General features: G+C 35.1%; 21 protein-coding genes. 6 read left to right on the forward strand and 15 right to left on the reverse strand.

Annotation, left to right across the window (positions count from 1 at the left end; translation table 11 throughout):
* Positions 1-57: 57 nt before the first annotated feature.
* The 5 genes from hemB to GQ45_RS11360 all read left to right on the forward strand — a co-directional run bounded on the left by hemB (position 58) and on the right by GQ45_RS11360 (position 5,483).
* Positions 58-1,044 carry a porphobilinogen synthase gene (gene hemB, locus GQ45_RS11335; protein ID WP_047417981.1) on the forward strand — a complete coding sequence of 329 codons (987 nt, stop codon included), beginning with the start codon at positions 58-60 and terminating at the stop codon, positions 1,042-1,044.
* A 467-nt stretch (positions 1,045-1,511) separates the two neighbouring features.
* Positions 1,512-2,810, forward strand: a complete 1,299-nt coding sequence (locus GQ45_RS11345) for a serine hydrolase (protein ID WP_081980914.1) — start codon at positions 1,512-1,514, stop codon at positions 2,808-2,810.
* A 53-nt stretch (positions 2,811-2,863) separates the two neighbouring features.
* On the forward strand, positions 2,864-3,979 hold the full coding sequence (locus GQ45_RS11350) for a CNNM domain-containing protein (RefSeq protein ID WP_047417987.1): 1,116 nt from the start codon (positions 2,864-2,866) through the stop codon (positions 3,977-3,979).
* Between the two features lie 2 nt (positions 3,980-3,981).
* The gene (locus GQ45_RS11355) at positions 3,982-4,458 is read left to right on the forward strand and encodes a methylated-DNA--[protein]-cysteine S-methyltransferase (protein WP_047417990.1); all 477 of its coding nucleotides are present in this window, start codon (positions 3,982-3,984) and stop codon (positions 4,456-4,458) included.
* A gap of 311 nt (positions 4,459-4,769) precedes the next feature.
* Positions 4,770-5,483 (forward strand): 3'-5' exonuclease, encoded by a 714-nt coding sequence (locus tag GQ45_RS11360; RefSeq protein WP_047417993.1) that lies wholly within the window; start codon positions 4,770-4,772, stop codon positions 5,481-5,483.
* 51 nt (positions 5,484-5,534) lie between these two features.
* Here GQ45_RS11360 and GQ45_RS11365 read toward each other — a convergent pair whose 3' ends face one another.
* Positions 5,535-7,745 (reverse strand): S8 family serine peptidase, encoded by a 2,211-nt coding sequence (locus GQ45_RS11365; RefSeq protein WP_047417996.1) that lies wholly within the window; start codon positions 7,743-7,745, stop codon positions 5,535-5,537.
* Positions 7,746-7,867: 122 nt separating this feature from the next.
* Positions 7,868-8,893 (reverse strand): endonuclease, encoded by a 1,026-nt coding sequence (locus GQ45_RS11370; protein ID WP_231555192.1) that lies wholly within the window; start codon positions 8,891-8,893, stop codon positions 7,868-7,870.
* 194 nt (positions 8,894-9,087) lie between these two features.
* Here GQ45_RS11370 and hflX point away from each other — a divergent pair, with 194 nt between their 5' ends.
* Positions 9,088-10,299, forward strand: a complete 1,212-nt coding sequence (gene hflX, locus GQ45_RS11375) for a GTPase HflX (protein ID WP_047417999.1) — start codon at positions 9,088-9,090, stop codon at positions 10,297-10,299.
* 332 nt (positions 10,300-10,631) lie between these two features.
* Here hflX and GQ45_RS11380 read toward each other — a convergent pair whose 3' ends face one another.
* The 13 genes from GQ45_RS11380 to GQ45_RS11440 form a co-directional block, all read right to left on the reverse strand.
* Complete coding sequence (locus GQ45_RS11380; RefSeq protein ID WP_047418002.1) at positions 10,632-11,576, reverse strand: DUF3078 domain-containing protein; 945 nt, start codon at positions 11,574-11,576, stop codon at positions 10,632-10,634.
* Between the two features lie 76 nt (positions 11,577-11,652).
* Positions 11,653-12,156 carry a DUF2480 family protein gene (locus GQ45_RS11385; RefSeq protein WP_047418005.1) on the reverse strand — a complete coding sequence of 168 codons (504 nt, stop codon included), beginning with the start codon at positions 12,154-12,156 and terminating at the stop codon, positions 11,653-11,655.
* A 106-nt stretch (positions 12,157-12,262) separates the two neighbouring features.
* Positions 12,263-12,592 (reverse strand): SUF system Fe-S cluster assembly protein, encoded by a 330-nt coding sequence (locus tag GQ45_RS11390; protein WP_047418007.1) that lies wholly within the window; start codon positions 12,590-12,592, stop codon positions 12,263-12,265.
* A 156-nt stretch (positions 12,593-12,748) separates the two neighbouring features.
* Positions 12,749-13,198, reverse strand: coding sequence for a SufE family protein (locus GQ45_RS11395; RefSeq protein ID WP_047418009.1), 450 nt, complete (start codon positions 13,196-13,198; stop codon positions 12,749-12,751).
* Positions 13,199-13,258: 60 nt separating this feature from the next.
* The gene (locus GQ45_RS17625) at positions 13,259-13,696 is read right to left on the reverse strand and encodes a hypothetical protein (RefSeq protein WP_052188205.1); all 438 of its coding nucleotides are present in this window, start codon (positions 13,694-13,696) and stop codon (positions 13,259-13,261) included.
* A 78-nt stretch (positions 13,697-13,774) separates the two neighbouring features.
* Entirely contained in the window at positions 13,775-14,839 is a 1,065-nt protein-coding gene (locus GQ45_RS11405) for a zinc metalloprotease (RefSeq protein ID WP_047418012.1), read from the reverse strand.
* A 179-nt stretch (positions 14,840-15,018) separates the two neighbouring features.
* Positions 15,019-16,245 (reverse strand): aminotransferase class V-fold PLP-dependent enzyme, encoded by a 1,227-nt coding sequence (locus GQ45_RS11410; RefSeq protein WP_047418015.1) that lies wholly within the window; start codon positions 16,243-16,245, stop codon positions 15,019-15,021.
* Positions 16,246-16,312: 67 nt separating this feature from the next.
* Positions 16,313-16,948: a porin family protein gene (locus GQ45_RS11415; protein WP_047418018.1), complete on the reverse strand. Its 636-nt coding sequence runs from the start codon at positions 16,946-16,948 to the stop codon at positions 16,313-16,315.
* A gap of 65 nt (positions 16,949-17,013) precedes the next feature.
* Positions 17,014-18,327, reverse strand: a complete 1,314-nt coding sequence (gene sufD, locus GQ45_RS11420; protein ID WP_047418021.1) for a Fe-S cluster assembly protein SufD — start codon at positions 18,325-18,327, stop codon at positions 17,014-17,016.
* Positions 18,328-18,373: 46 nt separating this feature from the next.
* The gene (locus tag GQ45_RS11425) at positions 18,374-18,745 is read right to left on the reverse strand and encodes a four helix bundle protein (RefSeq protein WP_047418024.1); all 372 of its coding nucleotides are present in this window, start codon (positions 18,743-18,745) and stop codon (positions 18,374-18,376) included.
* 39 nt (positions 18,746-18,784) lie between these two features.
* On the reverse strand, positions 18,785-19,537 hold the full coding sequence (gene sufC, locus GQ45_RS11430) for a Fe-S cluster assembly ATPase SufC (protein ID WP_047418026.1): 753 nt from the start codon (positions 19,535-19,537) through the stop codon (positions 18,785-18,787).
* Positions 19,538-19,612: 75 nt separating this feature from the next.
* On the reverse strand, positions 19,613-21,058 hold the full coding sequence (gene sufB / locus GQ45_RS11435) for a Fe-S cluster assembly protein SufB (RefSeq protein ID WP_047418029.1): 1,446 nt from the start codon (positions 21,056-21,058) through the stop codon (positions 19,613-19,615).
* A 75-nt stretch (positions 21,059-21,133) separates the two neighbouring features.
* Positions 21,134-21,463 (reverse strand): iron-sulfur cluster assembly accessory protein, encoded by a 330-nt coding sequence (locus GQ45_RS11440; RefSeq protein WP_047418032.1) that lies wholly within the window; start codon positions 21,461-21,463, stop codon positions 21,134-21,136.
* Positions 21,464-21,503 lie beyond the last annotated feature (40 nt).

Genomic DNA, 21,503 nt, shown 5'->3' on the forward strand with positions numbered 1-21,503 from the left:
GGACTATTTGTTATGGTTGGGTTATCTTTGTGAAGAAAGAAAATTTAAAATAAAACTATGTTCCCATTAATAAGAAACAGACGCCTTAGAAGTTCAGAAGCTATTCGAAGTTTAGTACGTGAAAATATTCTCACTCCAAGTGATTTTTTAGTGCCAGTTTTTGTCACGGAAGGTAAAAATGTAAAGGAAGAAATTGCTTCGATGCCTAATTATTATCGCCTAAGTTTGGATCACTTAGAAAAAGAAGTGAAAGAACTATGGCATATGGGATTAGGAGCTGTGTTACTATTTGTAAAAGTACCAGATCATCTAAAAGACAACAAAGGTACAGAAGCTTTAAACCCAGAAGGGCTTATGCAGCGTGCGATTAAAACAGTTAAAAATGCTTGTCCTGATATGTTGGTGATGACGGATGTGGCCCTAGATCCATTTTCGAGTTACGGCCATGACGGTATCGTAGCAAACGGACAAATATTAAACGATGAATCGGCTGATCTTTTGGCCCAAATGAGTGTTTCTCATGCCAGAGCAGGTGCTGATTTTGTAGCACCGAGTGACATGATGGATGGCAGAATTTTATCGATTCGTGAGGCCTTAGAAGCCGAAGGATTTATCAATACCGGAATCATGAGCTATAGCGCTAAATATGCAAGCTCCTTTTATGGCCCTTTTCGTGATGCCTTAGATTCTGCCCCAGTTGACATCGAAAATGTACCAAAAAATAAAAGTACCTATCAAATGGATTATGCCAATCGCTTAGAAGCCATTCGAGAAACGCAACTCGATATTGAAGAAGGTGCCGATATTGTCATGGTGAAACCAGGATTGTGTTATTTGGATATTGTTCGAGATATAAAAAATCAATTCGACGTACCCATTGCTGTATACCAAGTCAGTGGTGAGTATGCCATGGTGAAAGCAGCAGCTGAAAAGGGCTGGATAGATCATGATGCAGTCATGTTTGAACAATTAATGGCCATAAAAAGAGCTGGTGCTACTATTATTACCAGCTACTTTGCTAAGGATGCGGTGAGGTTGATGTAAGCCCCCTAGCTCACTTCGGCTGCGCTCAGTGCAACGCCCAAAGGGAAATATTAATAAATTGATTACTATTAAAATGTGTTGATTTGAAGATTTGTAAATGAAATATCCTAGCTCTTTTGAGCAAAAAAGCCAAGCATCCACATTTAAATAAAAGGAATACTAATGGAAGTGAAATATAAAAAATGGATTGTCTTGGGTGTTGGAGTTTGGCTGAGCCTATATTCAATATTCTGGGCGACGACTGCCTATGGATACGATGGTTTTCTAATTTCAATGATTATCATAGGGGCAATTGTAATTATTGCCTATAGATTCCAAAAAAATAACATAAATTCAAAGTTCAAATAAGAGATGTCAATACTTATTTGATTTGAAGAGGTATTGATTTGAAAATTTAAGTACACCAACCTTAATCATCAAACAATCCTAAATGTAGACCATCTGAAAATCTAACATTCCATAAAAGAATGAAAAATAGCTTCTTGTTTTTGAGTTTAATGGTGGTAACGAGTATTAATGCTCAAAATAATCCACTTTCTTACGCCTCACTTGCAGAGCTTGGTTTAGATTCTGCCTATATTTATTCGAAGGTTGATTCTATTATAACGAATGGTATAAAAAATAAGGCTTTTCCTTCTGCCCAGGTTTTAGTGGCTAAGGATGCAAAGATTGTTTTTCATAAGGCCTATGGTTTTCATACCTACGATAGCCTTCAACCGGCTGCTTTAAACGATAGGTATGATTTAGCTTCGGTGACTAAAATTATGGGGCCATTACCAGCCATCATGAAATTGGTAGAGGAAGGCAAATTAGATTTAGATCAACCTTTCAGCACCTATTGGAAACCTTGGAAAAAAAAGAAGGATAAAAAAGACCTTAGCCTTCGTGAAATTTTAGCCCATCAAGCGGGCCTTAAGTCTTATATTGTTTTTTTAAATGATGTTTTAAAAAAAAATGGGAAAATAAAATCACGGTTTGTTAAAACCGCCGCTAAAAATAGATTTCAACGCCAAGCGTATGACAGTCTATTTATAAAAGATCGATTTAACCGAAAAATGTTTCGAAAAATAAATAGATCTAAGGTTTCAGCGGATAAAAAATACCTGTACTCTGGACTTTCATTTCTGCTGTTCCCAGAATTGATATCAAAACTAACAGGCGAAAATTATCAAAACTACCTTCAAAAAAATTTTTATTCCCCAGTTGGTGCGACTACACTTACTTTTTTACCGAAAAACGAAAATTTCGCTTCTAAAATTGTCCCTACAGAAATGGACAGCGTATTTAGACATGACCTTACTCAAGGTTGGGTTCATGATGAAAATGCCGCGCTACTAGGGGGTGTTTCTGGAAATGCTGGACTTTTTGGTACGGCTACAGATTTGGCTAAAATGATGCAATTGTATTTAAATTATGGTACTTATAATGGTAAACAGGTGATTGCTGAAGACATCGTAAAAGAATTTATCAAAGTGCAATACCCTGAAAATGATAACCGGCGTGGATTAGGCTTTGACAAACCCTATTTAAACAATAAAGAACTTGCCTTTAAAGATGCCTATCCTACACCTGAAGTAAGTTCAACAAGTTTTGGACATAGTGGTTTTACCGGTACGTTTGTTTGGGCAGATCCTGAAACACAATTGGTCTATATTTTCTTATCAAATAGGGTGTACCCTACAAGAAATCAACAAAACATATATGCTCTAAATATCAGATCAGCAGTTCTAGACGTATTTTATAAGGGTATTTTACAAGTCGATTAGGGTAAGCATAGTCTGTAATAAATTGGTATCTTAGTTTTTTTAAATGGTCATATATGGGTCTTCTAATTTTCTATGCAGTTATTTCTATCTTTTTTTCATTCTTATGTTCTATTTTAGAAGCAGTGCTGTTAAGTGTTAATCCCACATTTATCAACATCAAGAAAAAGGAGAATAAAACGTACGCTTTTACCTTAGAAGAGTTAAAAAAAGATGTTGATAAACCGCTAATAGCGATTCTCACGATAAACACCATAGCACACACTGTTGGGGCTATTCTGGTGGGTGTTGAGGCAAAAGTTGCCTATGCTGAACTATATGGAACCAACCAGCAGACATTTTTAGGCTTTTCCTTCACCGAAGATCTTATGGTGGGGATAGTATCTACGGTTATGACTGTTTTAATTCTAGTGGCATCAGAAATTATTCCAAAAACCATAGGTGCCACGTACTGGAGACAATTGGCAAATTTTTCGGCCAAGACTCTTAAAATTATGGTTATCGTTTTAAAATATACGGGACTTTTATTTGTGCTGCAATTTTTTACAAAATTAGTGGGTGGGAAAGAGCATCATGGGAGTGTTTTAAGTAGAGAAGATTTTACGGCAATGACCGATATCGCCCACGAAGAAGGCGTTTTTCAAAAATCTGAATCTACTATTATCAAAAATTTATTGCGTTTTAATGAGGTACTCGTAAAGGATATTATGACCCCAAGAGCAGTCGTAAAGATCGCTTCTGAAAGCAAAACAGTGCTGGAATTTTTTAAAGAGAACCCAAAGTTGCGTTTTTCTCGAATTCCAGTGTACGATGGAAAAGTAGATAATATTACGGGGTTTGTACTAAAAGATACTTTTTTAGAAGAGATTATTAATGAAAATGGCCACGTGACTTTAGGTGAAATAAAAAGACCTTTGATTATTACGGAACGCGACACGCCCATTCCAAAATTATTTGATATTTTAATTGCTAAAAGAGAACACATTGCCTTAGTTGTTGATGAATATGGGTCCGTAAGTGGTTTGGTTTCTATGGAAGACGTTATTGAGACCTTATTAGGACTCGAAATTATGGATGAAACAGATAATGTTGCCGATTTGCAACTTCTAGCCCGGAAAAACTGGGAAACAAGGGCTAAGGAAAGTGGGGTTATTGAACAAAAACCAGAATAAACTTGAAAGAAACAGCTTATATAAATACACCTTTAGGTGTCGCTAAACTTGAAGGGGATGAAACCGGAATTTCTGAAATTACGGTTTTAGATAGTGATGAAGAAGTTACCCTTGTGATTCCCGAAGTTCTTGAAGATGCTGTTTATCAGCTGAGAGAGTATTTTGAAGGTACGCGGCAAGAGTTCAATTTAGCATTAAACCCAGAAGGTACTGATTTTCAAAAAAGAGTCTGGAATGCCATAGCTGAAATTCCGTTTGGTACTACGGTTTCCTATCTTGAACTCTCTAGAAAATTAGGTGATCCTAAAGCCATTCGAGCCGTAGCATCTGCGAATGGTAGAAATCCTATTTGGATTGTGGTACCATGTCATCGAGTTATTGGTAGCGATGGCTCCTTAACAGGTTACGCTGGCGGATTACAACGTAAGCAATGGCTTTTAGAACATGAAAGTCCCTACAAACAAGCTTCTTTATTTTAATTTTTACAAACCACCTAGTTGGTATGCCTAACTATTTTTATGAAATCAAAGCTGTTTATGTTACTTGTCGATGTTTAACAGCATTACAAATAGTCCGCTTTATGTAGTACTTCCTCAATAGTAAACAAAAACAAACTAGCTGGTTGGTGCTACTTTTTTTTTGAGAATGAAGTGTTTTTTATCAATTTCACTAGAAACGGGCTGCTACTAAGGTATTAAGAGTTCTAATTTTAGATTATATTTAACTAATTTAATAGTATAAATCTAACCCCTATTTTAAATAACTATTTACTTTCAAAAAAACAGTAACCATGTTACAGAAGATAAACCTGGAGCACATTCTTTTTTTAGATATTGAAACAGTACCAGAGCACCCTAGTTTTAAAGATTTGGATGAAGATAAAAAAGAACTTTGGACGCATAAATCTCAGTACCAACGCAAAGATGATTTTACGGCTGAGGAGTTTTACGAACGTGCAGGTATTTGGGCTGAGTTTGGTAAAATAATTTGCATTTCTGTTGGGTATTTTAAAAATAATGGCAGTAACAGAGCCTTTAGAGTCACTACTTTTTATGGAGACGAAACTAAACTGTTAACCGAATTTAAAAATTTATTAGAAGGTCATTTTGAAGGACCTAAATACCTGCTTTGTGGCCATAATGCCAAAGAATTTGATTTTCCTTACATTGCAAGGAGAATGCTTATAAACGGAATTGATTTACCTCTTAAATTAAATTTATTTGGAAAAAAACCATGGGAAATTCCTCATTTAGACACCATGGAACTTTGGAAGTTTGGCGATTATAAACACTATACTTCATTGAAACTAATGGCGAATGTACTTGGAATACCATCACCTAAAGGCGATATTGATGGAAGTATGGTACGCGAGGTATATTACGAAAACAATGACTTGGATCGGATTATTAAATATTGTGAATTAGACGTTGTTACAACGGCTCAAGTGTTTTTAAGACTCAGAAACGAGAACTTGTTAAATGACCATGAAATTATCAGTGTCTAAAAGCAAAATCGGGGGGAAGCTTGCATTTTATGACGAACAAGTCCGTATAATTTAATTTTTAATAAACTTCATAGATTGTTGCTCACCATCTTCAAAAATAGTTAACGAGTAAAAGCCAGAGGATAAATCTTCTACATCAATAGAGTTGAAGGCCGCTTTTCCTTTTTTCTGTATGATTCCATTGCTCGAAACAATACTGTAAAAGGCGCGATTACTTAATTGACCCTTAATGGTAATTTTTTCTGTAGTTGGGTTTGGGTATACTGAAAATTTAAGGTTTTCAACAAGCGATAGTTCCTGGAGCTCTAAATCAAAACTTGCTGCGGTAGCAATGCCTTTAAAAACTATATTTAGGGTTTCTGAAAAATCAGAAAAAACAGATGCAGTGCAATTGGTACGTACCTTAACATCATAGTTTTCATTTAAGGCTAAATTTTCTAGTTTCACGCTGTTCTTGTCTGTAAATAGTATTTGCCAATCTGTATCATTTTCAGCTTTGTAGTGTACTTCAAAAATAGCATCGGTGATCGCATCCCAGGCTAATTCAATACTAGAAGCCTCAGCGTTGGCCGTTTTAAAATTTTGAGGAGTTTTGGCTTCGCATTCTGTTACCTTAGCACCAGAAATAATGAGGGAGAAATTTTGAACGCCATTCGTTATTTTTCCTTTGTGACTAACGGTTATCGTATAGCTTCCACTAGCCTTGTCGATTTTAATCTTTTCAAAAGGATCAACGGTATTATCTCCTTGTATCGCTGGAGATGAAGCTTGTTTCGGGTTTAAGAGCCATGGGTAGTACGTTTCGTTATTTTTCGTTATTCTAATATCTAAATCATTAACTAATGCAGGAGTGACATCGTTTACATTTCCTTTGTTGATATAATTGCCAACAGGATCGGTCCATGAAATGGAGGCTAGTAAACTTTCGCCGTCTTTTGCATCAACAGTAACACTGTAAATTTCATTTTCTTTTAAGCTCGCTTCAATAATAAACGAAGAGTAATCGTTTGTTGTGATAATCTCTGCAGCAGTTTTGGCATTGATCACGCCCCAACCCATTTTATAATCAGGACCTGGAACGTCGACATCATCAGCACTATGTAATACTAAGCCTTTTAATGTGGCTGCTTTCATATAGCGATCGTGGAGACGCAGATAATATTCTTGTAATAAGAGCATAGTACTAGTAACGCCAGGTGCTGCCATGGAAGTTCCTGAATAGGTATCATAACTTGTGTTGCTTGCAGATTGCGTAGAAATTATATTAGCGCCACTACCAGCAATGTCTGGTTTTATTCTGCCATCATCTGTAGGTCCATGGCTGCTATAATTGGCAACATAGGCTTTTTTAAGATTGCCTTTCAAGTCAACCTCTGTTTCAACAGCGGCCACATTAATTCCGTTTTTAGAGGTAGAGAAACCAAGAAGAAGATCAAAACCCTCCGTGTTTTTGCCGGAAATTGGGGCATCATTAAAATTAAGTTTTTGCGCATTTCCTGCGGCTGTTACCATTAAATAATAAGGAGCATTATACATTATTTTATCCCAATCTTGAGATACTTGTATGTAAGCACCAAAATACCAATCGGGAACAAAATCTGGACGAATTCCATAGGAGTGATTGGATAATAGCAATCCGGCTGCTGCTGCTGCGGCTACTTCTACTTTATCCGCTTTCCAATCATTGGAAGTAGCATTCGCATTAAAAGCAACTCCTTTTGCTTTCGATTTTATGCCTTTTGATATCATAGCCCCTAAAACCATGGTGGCATGAGGACTTATGGCATCAGCCTCATCGGTAACCAGTACTCTTGAGGTATATTCTTGATGTGTTATTAATGCTTTTCCAGCATCCCAAAGACCTACATGCATACCTTTTCCACTCAAGCCTAAATTTAAGAGGCCACCATCATATAAGGTATTGGCTCTTGACACTTCACTGGCATGGTCACTAAAAGTACTATAGTACAATGGTGTACCATCGGTACCTAAATCTATTAACTCAATTTGGTTTCCATTAGCTAAGGTTTCCCTTACTTTTAAACCATTTACTTTAGCAAAATCTTGTATATTTTTTTCTATGGCTAGGTATTCACGCTTAAAATCTTGACTAAGGCTTTCCAAGCTTGTTGCTTTTTGCGTTTCATCACTACGTATAATTTCAGCTTTAGTAGGTGCTTGAGAATAAGCAAAACCGCTCATGATTAGTGCAGCGGTTACGAACAAGGAAACCCGATTTGGGAATAGGTTTTTGTAGCTCATGATTTTATTTTAGTAAGATTTGGACTACAAATATATCATATGAATGTGTATTAATCGATTAAAAACTCTTTTTTTCGATGAAATGCACTATTGTGCTAATTTTGCGTAGGTATTGTAGGCTCTTAATTATTCAATTTTAATTGAATATAAACAGGAAAATGATCGCTATAGCCCCCCATATATCTACTGCCTACGTAGGTTCTAAATGGACTCCCTTTGTATCTCCCCTTAAATTCTTTTAGAAATTCAGGATCAAAAATATTCGCTGTAGTATAGCTATGGGCTTTTTTCTTATAGTTCAAAAAGCTATGGGAAATTATAATTTGATCGAAAAGAGACCAATTAAACTTATAATTTGCACTACCTCTTTTTGTGGTCAATAATCTTTTCATGGGATGAAAAAACCGCTGCGTTTCAAGTAGTTTTTCTATACTTTCAGCTTTTGGGTCATCATTAAAATCGCCCATGATGATATATTTTGGCTGCTGATGTTTTTGCTCAATGATTTCCATAAAACTGATGATGGTCTCTGCCGCTTTGATGCGCTTATACGCTGTTTCTATTCCACCATCGCGTCTGGAAGGCCAATGGTTTACAAAGACATGTATTTCTTCTCCATTTAAGCTACCATGCACATACAAAATATCTCTAGTCATATCTTGTTGTCCGTCTAAATTATAGACCAAAAGAGGAATAGCTTCAGATGCAATAATTTCAAAGTAGTGCTTATTATAAATAAGAGCGGTGTCTATGCCTCGCTCGTCAGGAGAGTCGTAATGCAAATAGCCATAATCTTCATTTCTTAAAGCGTCAACCTTCAGTAAATCATTTAAAACTGTTTTGTTCTCCACCTCAGAGACCCCAATGAGAACCGGTAGTTTATCAGCCGTTTTTACACCAATTTTAGCAATAGTACTGGCTAATTTATGAAGTTTTGAAGTGTACCGTTCTGGGGTCCATTTTAAAAGGCCATTTGGTGTATAGTTTTTATCTAATTTATCAGCATGATGTAGCGTATCAAAAAGATTTTCTAGATTGTAGAAGGCAATAGTAAAAAGTGAATTGTGGCGACTTTTTTTAAATAAAACTGATTTGAGTTTTCTCCATGTGTTAGGTCCTAAAACTTTAGTTTTATTTTCCGTATTCATTTGTGTTTTTTCTTCTTACCCCTCTTAATTTTAATCCCTATAACCTTAAAAAACGTATAACCAGCTGTATTTTAAAACTTGAAAGCTAGGCCTAAGGCTTGTTTTTAAATAAATCGCAGGCTTTAAAAAGTTGTTTTTCAAAAATACAAAATAGCTATCTTACTATTCCGTAAATTTGTACTTTAAATTACTATATGTTAGAGCAAAAAGAAATAGATTACGAGAGAACGGTGCTTATTGGTGTTATCAATAGGGATCAGAATGAAGAAAAAGTAAAAGAGTATCTTGACGAGTTAGAGTTTCTTACCTATACCGCTGGTGGCGAAGTATACAAAAGATTTGTGCAAAAAGTAGATGTACCAAATCCGAAAACTTATATCGGTAGTGGGAAAATGAAAGACGTCGAGGCGTATGTAGAAGAACACGAAATTGGTTGTGTAATTTTTGATGACGAATTAAGCCCTGCCCAACAAAGGAATATAGAAAAACAGTTAAAGTGCAAAATTCTTGATCGTACCCACCTAATTCTAGATATATTTTCACAAAGGGCACAAACAAGTTACGCTAGAACACAAGTTGAGTTAGCACAATATGAGTACTTATTGCCTAGACTTACTGGTTTATGGACGCATTTAGAACGCCAAAAAGGTGGAATTGGAATGCGCGGACCGGGGGAAACAGAAATTGAGACGGATAGGCGTATTGTGCGAGATAGGATAACACTCTTGAAGAAGAAATTGCTTAAAATAGATAAGCAAATGGAAACACAGCGTGGTAACCGGGGTGCTTTAGTAAGGGTAGCTTTAGTAGGGTATACCAACGTGGGGAAATCTACATTAATGAATGTGGTAAGTAAAAGTGAGGTTTTTGCTGAGAATAAATTATTTGCTACTTTAGATACTACGGTGCGTAAAGTAGTGATTGGCAATTTACCCTTCCTATTAAGTGATACGGTAGGTTTTATTAGAAAACTCCCGACACAATTAGTAGAGAGCTTTAAAAGTACCTTAGATGAAGTTCGTGAAGCGGACTTGTTATTACATATTGTAGATATTTCACATCCACAATTTGAAGAACATATCGCATCGGTGAATAAAACCTTAGGAGAGATTAATAGCTCGGATAAAAAAGTTATTATGGTTTTTAATAAGATAGACCAATATGAACATGAAACTATCGATGAGGATGATTTAATTACGGAGCGAACAGAAAAACATTTTACCCTTGATGAATGGCGTAACACATGGATGCGTAAAGTAGGGGACCGTGCTTTATTTATCTCCGCTTTAAATAAAGAAAACTTAGATGAATTTAGAAAAAGAGTCTATGATGAGGTACGTGACATTCATATCACCCGTTTTCCGTATAATAATTTCTTATATCCGGAACATTTAGACGAATATTAAGCTTACATTTTTGTTCCTATGGTGGTACTCCATGAGCAGTTTGTCGGTATTTTTGTGCCGTTTAAATTTTCACTACAAAAATGTTTGGCTTCACAACAAAAATTGTTGAAAAAAGGAATACGCTTCTTATCTTTGATTTGTATTTAAGTAGCGAAGTTTTTCCCCAAATTAATAACGTTACGAAAATCAAAAAGCTAGTGCATCGATTCCCCAAAATTGATATACGGCAGCAACACTAAAAAAGTTCCCAAATTAACCATTAACCTACGCTAAAAACTAAAAAACGCCCTCTAATATAGAGGGCGTTTTTTTAGTTAATTTCAGTTTTTTTTCTAGAATGCATAGTTCAAACCTAACATCCAATAGGTCTGTAGTTTATTATCTACATTTGAAAAAGTTGGAACAGTTTGAACAGGAATAGCAGTGGCATCATACTGACCTAAAGCATAATTTAAAGCTTCTTGTTTGTTGCTTCTTAAACCAAAGTCAAAACCTACCCCAATCATTTTCCATAAGGTATACCCAAAAGAATTTGTCCAAGTTATGTTTGATAAATCTCCATTCTCATAACTTTGGAACATAGATACGTTCGATTTAAAGTTAATAGCGCCTATTTTTTTGGTATAATCAGCAACTATTTTAGCTCCTAAAGAGGACTCAAAAACAGCGTTATTATCTGCGAATACAAAGTTATAGTTTAGAGGATGAATCACCACGACTAAATCTTCAATAGGTGTCCAAGTAGCACCAATTCCTAAATCTAAATAACCAGGATTATTAAAGTTGTTCAAAAGGGTGGTTCTGTATTCTCCTAATCCAGAGACTGCAAACTTTTCAGTTAACTTACGACCGTATAATGAGGTCAATTGAAAAACATCTGTGGTTCCCTCAAACGCATCACTATCGTTAGGGTTGTCTTTATTGTCTAATTTAACCCAAGCTAAGTTTAGGTTGGCAGAATTTCTCCAAAAAAACTTTTCTTCTTTAAGGTTTGCATATGCATTAACGGTAAACCCTAGGTTTCCAGCGTCGTTATTGGGAGCTCCTTGAGCGTACCAGTTGCTAAAACTAGAAATGCTTCCTCCGATGGTACCAAAAGCTCCTTTTTTCCAACCCGGCATAGCATCAATTTTAGACTGAAGGGCATTTATTCTCGATTGGATGGCTGCAATAGAGTCTTTCTTAGGCGCTTGTTCAGCTTTTAATTCTTTAACAGTTTGACCATATCCTGCGAATAAAACAAAACTTGCAAAAAAGCTTAATAGTAATTTTTTCATAATGTAAAGGGTTTCGAGTATTTAATTTTTTGGATGGGCAAAGGTAAGAATTAGCTATAAAATAGCTCATAAAACCTTATTTTCTTTTAAATAGGGGCACAGAGGAGCATGCCTCCCCATACATCACGCTTTTTGCTACGCTTTGTATTTTTAAAGTTGCCCATAGATATGCATTTGCAGGAACAGGTTTATGACTACATCCCTTTATAATCACAGGTTTGTCTTTTAAATCTGAAACGTCGAGATTTTCTAGGATGTTTTGGTATAAGGTTGCTTCTAACTGTTCAAGATCACCAATGATTACTTTGTTGGCATGGGGCTGTAATTTAGTACTGATCAGCATATACGCCCAACCGGGAATAATAGCATCTGTACTGCAATGTAAGGCCACATAGCTGTCTTTATATTGTTCCCAATTGTGGGCTTCTAGACATAGTCTAAATTCTTTTTCGCGAAGAATAAATCCTTCATATAACCAATCTTTGATATCGATGCGCTCACGTTTGCCTTTTGGATAGTAATCTTCTAAGTCAAAAACGACCAGCTTACTTAGAGCGACTTTATTTACAATGTCTTCCATGATTAAAATTCGTTGTTCGTTGATGGTTTCTGGTGCTAAGCAATTTCAAATTTCGTATTTTTTGAACTTAAAAGTTTTTACTTACCACTACCTACTAACTACGGAATCAAAGCATCCCCAATTCTAACTTTGCTTCTTCGCTCATTAAGTCTTGCGTCCAAGGGGGATCAAACGTAATTTCTACTTCAGCGTCTTTAACAGCATTTAATGATTTTACTTTTTCTTCTACTTCTGCCGGTAGCGATTCTGCAACTGGACAGTTAGGAGATGTTAAGGTCATTAAAATTTTGACTTCATGATCTTCATTCACGAATACATCGTAAATAAGGCCTAATTCATATATATCGACAGGAATTTCTGGATCATAAATGGTTTTTAAAACCTTTACTATTTTTTCTCCTAATTCTGCCGTATCTATTGTAGTTTCTTCGCTCATGTTTTTTAGTTTCTGGTTTCTATTGTTTCTGGTTTAAGGTTATGTTGGTCGAATCATTAAAATATTGTTAGCTAAAATTAAGCATTTCAAGACTTCGGCTCCACTCTGCCACCAGTATAATTATTTTAAAATCATCAATTTAGTTCCTTAAAGCATTTAACTACCCTTTTGGGGGATGGGGGGCTTTGCTATTTGTGTTTGGTAAGCAATTGCGTATAATTTCAATTGCTTAATCATACTTACCAATCCGTTGGCTCTGGTTGGAGATAAATGTTCTTTGAGTCCAATGTCGTCGATAAATTGCGTATCGGCATCTATAATGTCTTGTGGCTTTTGATTGCTGAAGGCACGCACTAAAATAGCGATAATACCTTTTGTAATTATAGCATCACTATCGGCTGTAAAGACTAATTTATCATCCTCTAATTCTGCATGGACCCAAACCTTACTTTGACATCCCTTAATGACATTGTCATCAATCTTATATTTTTCGTCAATTAAAGGTAGGGCTTTCCCAAGTTCAATCATGTACTCGTAGCGCTGCATCCAATCTTCAAACATCGAAAATTCGTCAATAATATCTTCCTGTATTTCTTTAATTGCCATAGTCTCTTTATTTATATTCTGTGGAGAGATTTTCGTTGCACAAAAATACGATAAGATTTACTATTGAGCAGTTTCTGATAATGCTAATATTTTCTCAATTAGTTCTTTCAATTTTTCTGGAGGATTTCCATGATCAAAATTATTAGATTCATATACTTTATCTTGAAATTCAATTTTTAATTTAGCAATTGCTGCTCTATCACTAAATCTACCTTCTGATGTTGGCTTAATATTTTTAATATTCTTTAAGTTGATTTTCTCTACCATCGAACAAATTTGTGCCCAGTAGTTTTTATCTAAATCTATTGTTTTACTATTTTCTTTATTGCTGCCTTTTTCAATAGTTATTGTGGATTTATTTAATGCAATATTGACATAAAGACCTCTTGTTTCCACTTTGTATAATATGCTTGATGGGCAGCTATTTTTTTCGCTTTTATTAGCTCCACAGGCTAAAAAAAACAAGAAGATACCACTAACAAAAATAAGATTTTTCATATCAATAGAATAAAAATTAAAGCTACAAAAAAAAGGGTGTCGATTTGGACACCCTTTTTCAAAATTTATCTTTAAAACTTAGTTTACAAAACCTTCTCTAGGACCTCCCGAAACAAACAATGTTCTCATTCTATCATTTTGACCATTAGTAAACATATACATACAATCATCTTGTACATAATCCATATAGTTCATAGTCATATCTGTACTTCTACAATTAACAGTAGGGTATGATGGGCAATTATAATTTGGTGCATCTGAAGTTGGAGTGTCAGCCACAAAATCATCTCTGTTACATCTTCCATCTCCCCAAATATGTCGAAGGTTTAACCAATGTCCTACTTCATGAGTTGCAGTTCTCCCATTACCGTAGACCCCTCCAGCATTAGTTTCTCCAAAAAAGTCGGTTCCAATAACAATTCCATCAGTTGCAGCTGTTCCACCAGGAAATTGAGCATATCCTAAAATTCCACCACCTATTTCACACACCCAGATGTTTAAGTTATTTGCAGTATCTGTAGCATCGATTCCTCCTTGTGAGGCAAATTTCATAGCATCATTAGTACCCCAAGAGCTTACTGAAGAAGTTTTTCTAATTACATTTCCTCTAGTAAATGTAATATCAATATCCGCAACAGCACTAGAAAATTCAGACGGAATACCACTTGTTCTTGAGTTATTATTATTAAAATCCTCATTTAAAATAGCTATTTGAGAATTTATTTGAGCATCTGTTACCTTCCCTGGACTTGACTCAATAATATTAATCACCACCGGTATCGTAATAGCTCCTGTAAAAATAGTTGGAGTGGTTCCACCACCTCCACCAGAACCTCCACCTGGTTTTCCTTTGCTATTTGCTTTTAAGGCAATGGCTTTTCGAGTATTATACTCTATATCGTACATTTTTTTTGACAAGCTAGGATTACTTTCTAATCTATAGGCGAGGTTATTCATAGAGTGACATTTTTCAACACCTTGATCAGATTTTCCTGTTAAATTACCTTCATTTTCTACGAGCAATGTAAAATCACTCATGTCGATTTGTACTTCTTGAAGCTCATTGATATTTGAATCTATTTGATCATTTTGGCATGCATATACCATGGCGAGCGTTGCAAGCCCCAGAACTACTTTTTTCATAGAATTTTGATGTTATTTAAATTAGTTAGGCTTCAATTTATAAATTTTTAACTAATTTTTAACGAAATTTTAATTTTTTTATAACAAAATAAAATCAATTCTTTTGCCCTTCATCGATGCGAAGCAAGGTTTAAAGGGAAAGTAGTAATAAAAAAAATATAGAATTTTTTTAAAATAATTTAAGATAGCATTGCTTTTGCTCTTTTGACACCAGCGACTAGTACATCAATTTCTTCTTTTAGGTTGTAGAAACTAAAACTGGCTCTAACGGTACCTGGTATTTTAAAGAAATCCATAATAGGCTGGGCGCAATGATGTCCTGTACGAACGGCAACCCCTAATTTGTCTAAAATAGAACCAATATCATAAGGATGAATTTGCCCCACATTAAAGGAGACAACTGCTGTTTTGTTTTTGGCTGTACCGTAAATTTTTAATCCTTCTATTTCCAGTAATTTTTCGGTAGCGTAGGCTAACAGTTCATGCTCGTAGGTGGTGATAGCGTCAAAACCAATACTATTCATATAATCTAGACCTGCTCCCATAGCAATTCCGCCACAAATGTTAGGTGTTCCAGCCTCAAATTTATGGGGTAAACCAGCATAGGTGGTTTTTTCAAAAGTAACCTCAGCAATCATTTCTCCACCACCCTGATACGGCGGCAATTTATTAAGCCAGGCTTCTTTGCCATATAAGATACCCACTCCAGTGGGTCCACATATTTTATGGGCAGAAACGGTATAAAAGTCAACATCTAAAGCTTGTACATCAGCTATAATATGTGGTGCAGCTTGGGCGCCATCTATTAAAACAGCCGCGCCAACGGCATGTGCCGCTTCAATAATTTCTTGTATTGGGTTGATGGTTCCCAAAGCATTTGATACGTGATTGCAGAATACTAATTTTGTTTTATTCGAGAGTAAAGCGTGATACTTATCCATAAGCAATTCTCCGTCTAAATTCATAGGAATAACCTTCATCGTTGCTCCTGTTCGTTCACATAACATTTGCCAAGGCACAATATTTGAATGGTGTTCCATGGCAGAAACTAAAACTTCATCTCCCTTTTTTAAGAAAGAAGTGAAGCCGTTGGCCACAATATTTATGGCATGTGTGGTACCGGAAGTAAAAATAATCTCATGTGATGCTGCAGCATTAAAATGCGTTTGAATTTTTATCCGAGCTTCTTCGTATTTATCGGTAGCTTCTTGGGAAAGTGCATGAACGCCTCTATGAATATTAGCGTTGTAATTACTATAATAATCAACAATAACGTCAATCACGTGCTTTGGTGTTTGCGAGGTGGCTGCATTATCAAAATACACCAAATTTTGACCATTAACTTTCCTTTTTAGAATAGGGAAGTCTTCACGGATTTTTAAGATATCTAAAACAGTATGTATCATAGCACTAGTTTTAAAACAAAGATAATGACTATGGTTTATATAGTCGATAAAGAAATCAGGTTTAACTTTAATTAAAGATATGAGCAATAGATAGCTGAAAGGATAAGTTTCTATTTTGAGCTCCAAGTGAAAATGGGTCATCGCGAAGGTTGTTCGCAATACCTAGGTACACCCTTGGCTGTAAAAGCATATTATCGGTTAATTTGTAAGATACACCTGCAGCCAATCCATAATCTAATCTTAAATTTCCGGATGACTTAAGCTCGTCAGTAATGTTGTCTTCTTCTTTTACTTTTACGACCTGATTTAATAGAAAACCAAATTGAGGACCTGCTTCTAAAGTGAGTTTTCTGTTGAACCTAAAGCCTACAATTAATGGTAGGGATAAGAAATTATTTTGAGTATTCGTTCGTATATCAGTGCCTAATGACTGGCCGTCAGGGTTCATACTCTGTAAATCGGTGTCGAAAATAACTCCTTGACTACTATAAAAAACTTCTGGTTGAAAGTAAAAATTATCATCTACTTCAAAAACCATAAAACCTCCTAATTGAAACCCAATTCTTGGTTGAAAACCCTCGGTAAAATCCCCGTAAATAGTAGAAGCATTGGCCCCAGCTTTTACCCCAAATTTAAACTCTTGTGCCCGTACCAATTGAACAATAAGCAACAAGAGAAAAAATAAAGCGCTTTGTTTATTCATGCAGAACAATAAGAATGTACCCGCTTTTATAGGCAACAAGCGGGTACTTTAATTTTTAGACAATCTTATAAATCAAATCCTAAATTAACAGCTAACTTATTCGCTATTAACTTATTAATTCTAGTTTTTAATTCTGGAATTCGAACACTCGCTAGTACATTATTAGCAAAAGCATACATTAATAAAGCCTTAGCTTCTTTCTTGGGAATACCGCGAGATTGTAAGTAAAATAAGGCGTCTTCATCTAACTGACCAATAGTGCAGCCGTGTGAACATTTTACGTCATCCGCAAAAATTTCTAATTGTGGCTTGGTATTGATAGAGGCTTTATCACTTACTAAAATATTATTGTTTTGCTGAAAAGCATTTGTTTTTTGAGCTAATTTTTCAACGATAATCTTCCCATTAAAAACTCCCGTAGAACTTTCATCATAAATACCTTTATAATCTTGATGACTCTCGCAATTAGGTTCAATATGATGTACTAAAGTATGGTGATCTACATGTTGTTTTTCACCTAAAATAGTAACTCCTTTCATCGTAGAATCTATATATTCTCCGTTCTGATAGAAGTTTAAATTATTACGTGTTAATTTACCTCCAAAACTAAAGGTATGCACTTTTACCACGCTTTTATCTTTCTGGTTGATGTAGGTGTTGTCAATTAAAGAAGCAGTTGCAGCATCGTTTTGAATTTTATAATAATCAACAATTGCATTTTTTGCTGCAAAAATTTCAGTTACAGAGTTTGTCAATACCTCGTTTGTTGTTAAACTTTGGTGGCGTTCCATAATCTGAACCTCAGCATTTTCCTCCACAACAATTAAGTTCCGAGGTTGCAACATAATAGATGCTTCGTTGCCTGTGGCGAAATGTAAAATTTCTATAGGCTTCTTTGGCATTTTGTTTTTAGGAATATAAATGTATGCTCCTTCTTTACTAAAGGCTGTATTTAAGCTTGTTAAAGACTCGTCTTTTGAAGCTATTTTATTAAAATAAACATCGATGATTTGTTTGTACATCGGTTTATTTAAGGCCGAACTCATCAAACAAATATCAACACCATCATGGGTAGTTTCTGATAAGTTTGAACTATAAACCCCATCGATAAAAACAATTTTATAGGTGTCTATTTCGTGAATAAAATATTTTTTAACGTCTTTATATTCAAGCGTATTTACTTGTTTTGGAAAAATGCTAAAGTCTGTTTTCTGCAAAGCATTTAACGAGGTATATTTCCAAGCCTCTTCTTTTTTTGAAGGAAAGCCTTTTATTTCGAAATTTTTCATGGCTTCAACACGTACGTCATGAACAGGATTATCAATATCCACATTGTTCTCGAATGCCATGAAGGAAGAAATTAATTTGTCTTTTAACATAACTTAGTCTATTGTTTTAATGTCTAAAGTCGAATGTCATATTTATTTAAGCTTTGGTTATATTCAAATACTTAATTAATCCACTCAACATTTTAGATATGTTTTCAATTTGTTCTTTTAATTTTAAAAAATCGTCCTCACCAATATACCCTAAATCAAAAGCTAAATATAATTGTGATCTAACTTCCCCTGCTGATGCTTTCGCTACATATAAAAAATATACAAATTCTTTATCGGTATTTCTTTCAAAGCCTTCTGCAATGTTAGAAGTGATGGAGATTGAAGCCCTTCTTATTTGTTTCTTTAAGTCAAAAACTTTTATAAAAATATCATTTTCAGTAATTTGATATAATAATTTATTAAATTCTCTGCCTTTTTGCCAAGCATTTATATCTTCAAATGAATTTATTTTAGACATAAATATTTCACATTAGACTTTTGACATTCGACTTTTAAACTAGACCGTAACCTCGTTCTTTAGCCAATCGTATCCTTTTTCTTCAAGCTCTAAGGCTAATTCTTTACCTCCAGATTTTACGATTTTTCCGTCATGGATAACGTGCACAAAATCAGGAATAATATAGTCTAAAAGTCTTTGATAATGTGTAATTACGATTACAGCGTTGTCTTTACTTTTTAATTTATTAACACCGTTGGCTACAATTCTAAGCGCATCAATATCCAAGCCTGAATCTGTTTCATCAAGGATGGCTAGTTTTGGTTCTAGCATGGCCATTTGAAAAATTTCATTACGTTTTTTCTCTCCACCAGAAAAGCCTTCATTTAATGAACGTGATAAAAATTTACGGTCGATCTCTAGCATTTCCGCCTTTTCACGGATCAATTTCAGCATTTCGTTAGCTTTCATATCTTCTAAACCACGTGCTTTACGACTTTCATTAATCGCTGTCTTCATGAAGTTAGTAACCGAAACTCCAGGAATTTCAACAGGATATTGAAAAGAAAGAAAAACTCCTTTATGAGCGCGCTCTTCCGGAGCACTGTCTTCTAAATTTTCACCTTCTAAAATAACCTCCCCTTGGGTTACTTCAAATTCTTCTTTACCAGCAATTACTGAAGCTAAGGTACTTTTCCCAGAACCGTTTGGTCCCATGATTGCATGTACTTCACCCGCTTTTACTTCTAGGTTTATACCTTTTAATATTTCTTTTCCGTCTACACTCGCGTGTAAGTTGTTTATTTTTAACATATCTAAATACTATTTACCTTATTGTTTGAAATGAACAACTAAAACTATTTTTAAGTGTTCATTTTTAATTTTAAATTATCCTACAGAACCTTCTAAACTTATTTCCAATAATTTCTGCGCTTCCACGGCAAATTCCATTGGTAATTTGTTTAACACCTCTTTGCTAAAACCATTTACAATTAAGGCGATGGCTTTTTCAGTGGGGATACCTCTTTGGTTGCAATAAAACAATTGGTCTTCTCCAATTTTACTAGTCGTAGCTTCATGCTCTATTTGAGCCGTTTTATTTTTAACTTCGATATATGGAAATGTATGTGCACCACATTCATTACCCATCAAGAGTGAGTCGCACTGCGAAAAATTACGTGCATTGTCAGCTCTGCTTGAAATTTGTACTAAGCCTCTATAACTATTTTGTGATTTTCCTGCTGAAATTCCTTTAGATATAATGGTACTTCTCGTATTTTTTCCAAGGTGTATCATTTTAGTCCCAGTATCTGCCTGCTGATAGTTGTTAGTTACCGCGATCGAATAAAATTCACCTATTGAATTATCTCCTTTTAAGATGCAAGAAGGGTATTTCCAGGTTACCGCAGAACCGGTTTCAACTTGTGTCCAAGATATTTTAGCATTTTTCTCGCAGATTCCTCTTTTGGTCACAAAATTATAAACGCCACCTTTACCATCTTTACCCCCTGGGAACCAGTTTTGCACCGTAGAGTATTTTATTTCAGCGTCGTCTAAAGCAATTAGCTCTACAACGGCTGCATGTAATTGATTTTCATCGCGCGATGGCGCGGTGCAACCTTCTAAATAACTAACATAGCTACCCTCATCGGCTATTAACAAGGTACGCTCAAACTGGCCTGTACCAGCCTGATTAATCCTAAAATAGGTAGATAATTCCATGGGGCAACGAACTCCTTTAGGAATATAGCAGAAACTACCATCAGAAAATACGGCAGAATTTAAAGCTGCATAATAATTGTCTTTTTGAGGAACGACAGAGCCGATATATTTTTTTACCAATTCTGGATGCTCTTTTATGGCTTCTGAAATTGAACAAAATATGATTCCTTTTTCCGATAAGGTCTTCTTAAATGTCGTTGCAACAGAAACCGAATCCATCACAATATCAACAGCAACATTTTGCAGTTTCTTTTGCTCGTCAACAGAAATACCCAATTTCTTGTACATTTCTAATAACTGCGGATCAACATCGTCTAAGGTTTTATTAGGATCTGCTTTTTTGGGTGCTGAATAATAGGAAATCGCTTGAAAATCTGGTTTTTGGTAGTGTACGTTGGCCCATTCAGGCTCGGTCATTTCTTTCCAAATTTTAAAGGATTCTAATCGCCATAGTGTCATCCACTCAGGCTCTTCTTTCTTTTTTGAAATTGCGATAACAATCTCTTCATTTAAACCTATTGGAAATGTTTCTGACTCTATATCTGTGTAAAAACCGTATTCATACTCTTTGGTCTCTAACTCTTTCTTTAATTCTTCTTCTGTATATGCCATATCTAATGTATCAATTATTAAATGTGCTCATGGAACAATTGGTTGATTGTTACATGAGTACATTGTTACATTTAATTATAATGAAAAACTCTCTCCGCAACCACAAGTTCTTTGGGCGTTTGGATTGTTAAAAACAAAACCTTTACCGTTAAGCCCACCTGAATACTCTAAAACAGTACCTACAAGGTATAAAAAGCTTTTCTTATCCACTAAGATGCGAACCTCGTTATCTTCAAAAATTTTATCTGATTCTGTAATTTTATTATCAAATTTTAATTCATAAGATAATCCACTACATCCGCCGCTCTTCACGCCAACCCGAACGTAGTCTTTTGATGAATCAAAACCATCATCTTCCATCATGGTGATGACTCTTTTTTTTGCCGTTTCTGATACTTGAATCATACTTAATTTGGATTTAATCTAAATAATTCACAAATATAAG

Source organism: Cellulophaga sp. Hel_I_12 (assembly GCF_000799565.1).
In the GTDB taxonomy this organism is placed as follows: Bacteria; Bacteroidota; Bacteroidia; order Flavobacteriales; family Flavobacteriaceae; genus Cellulophaga.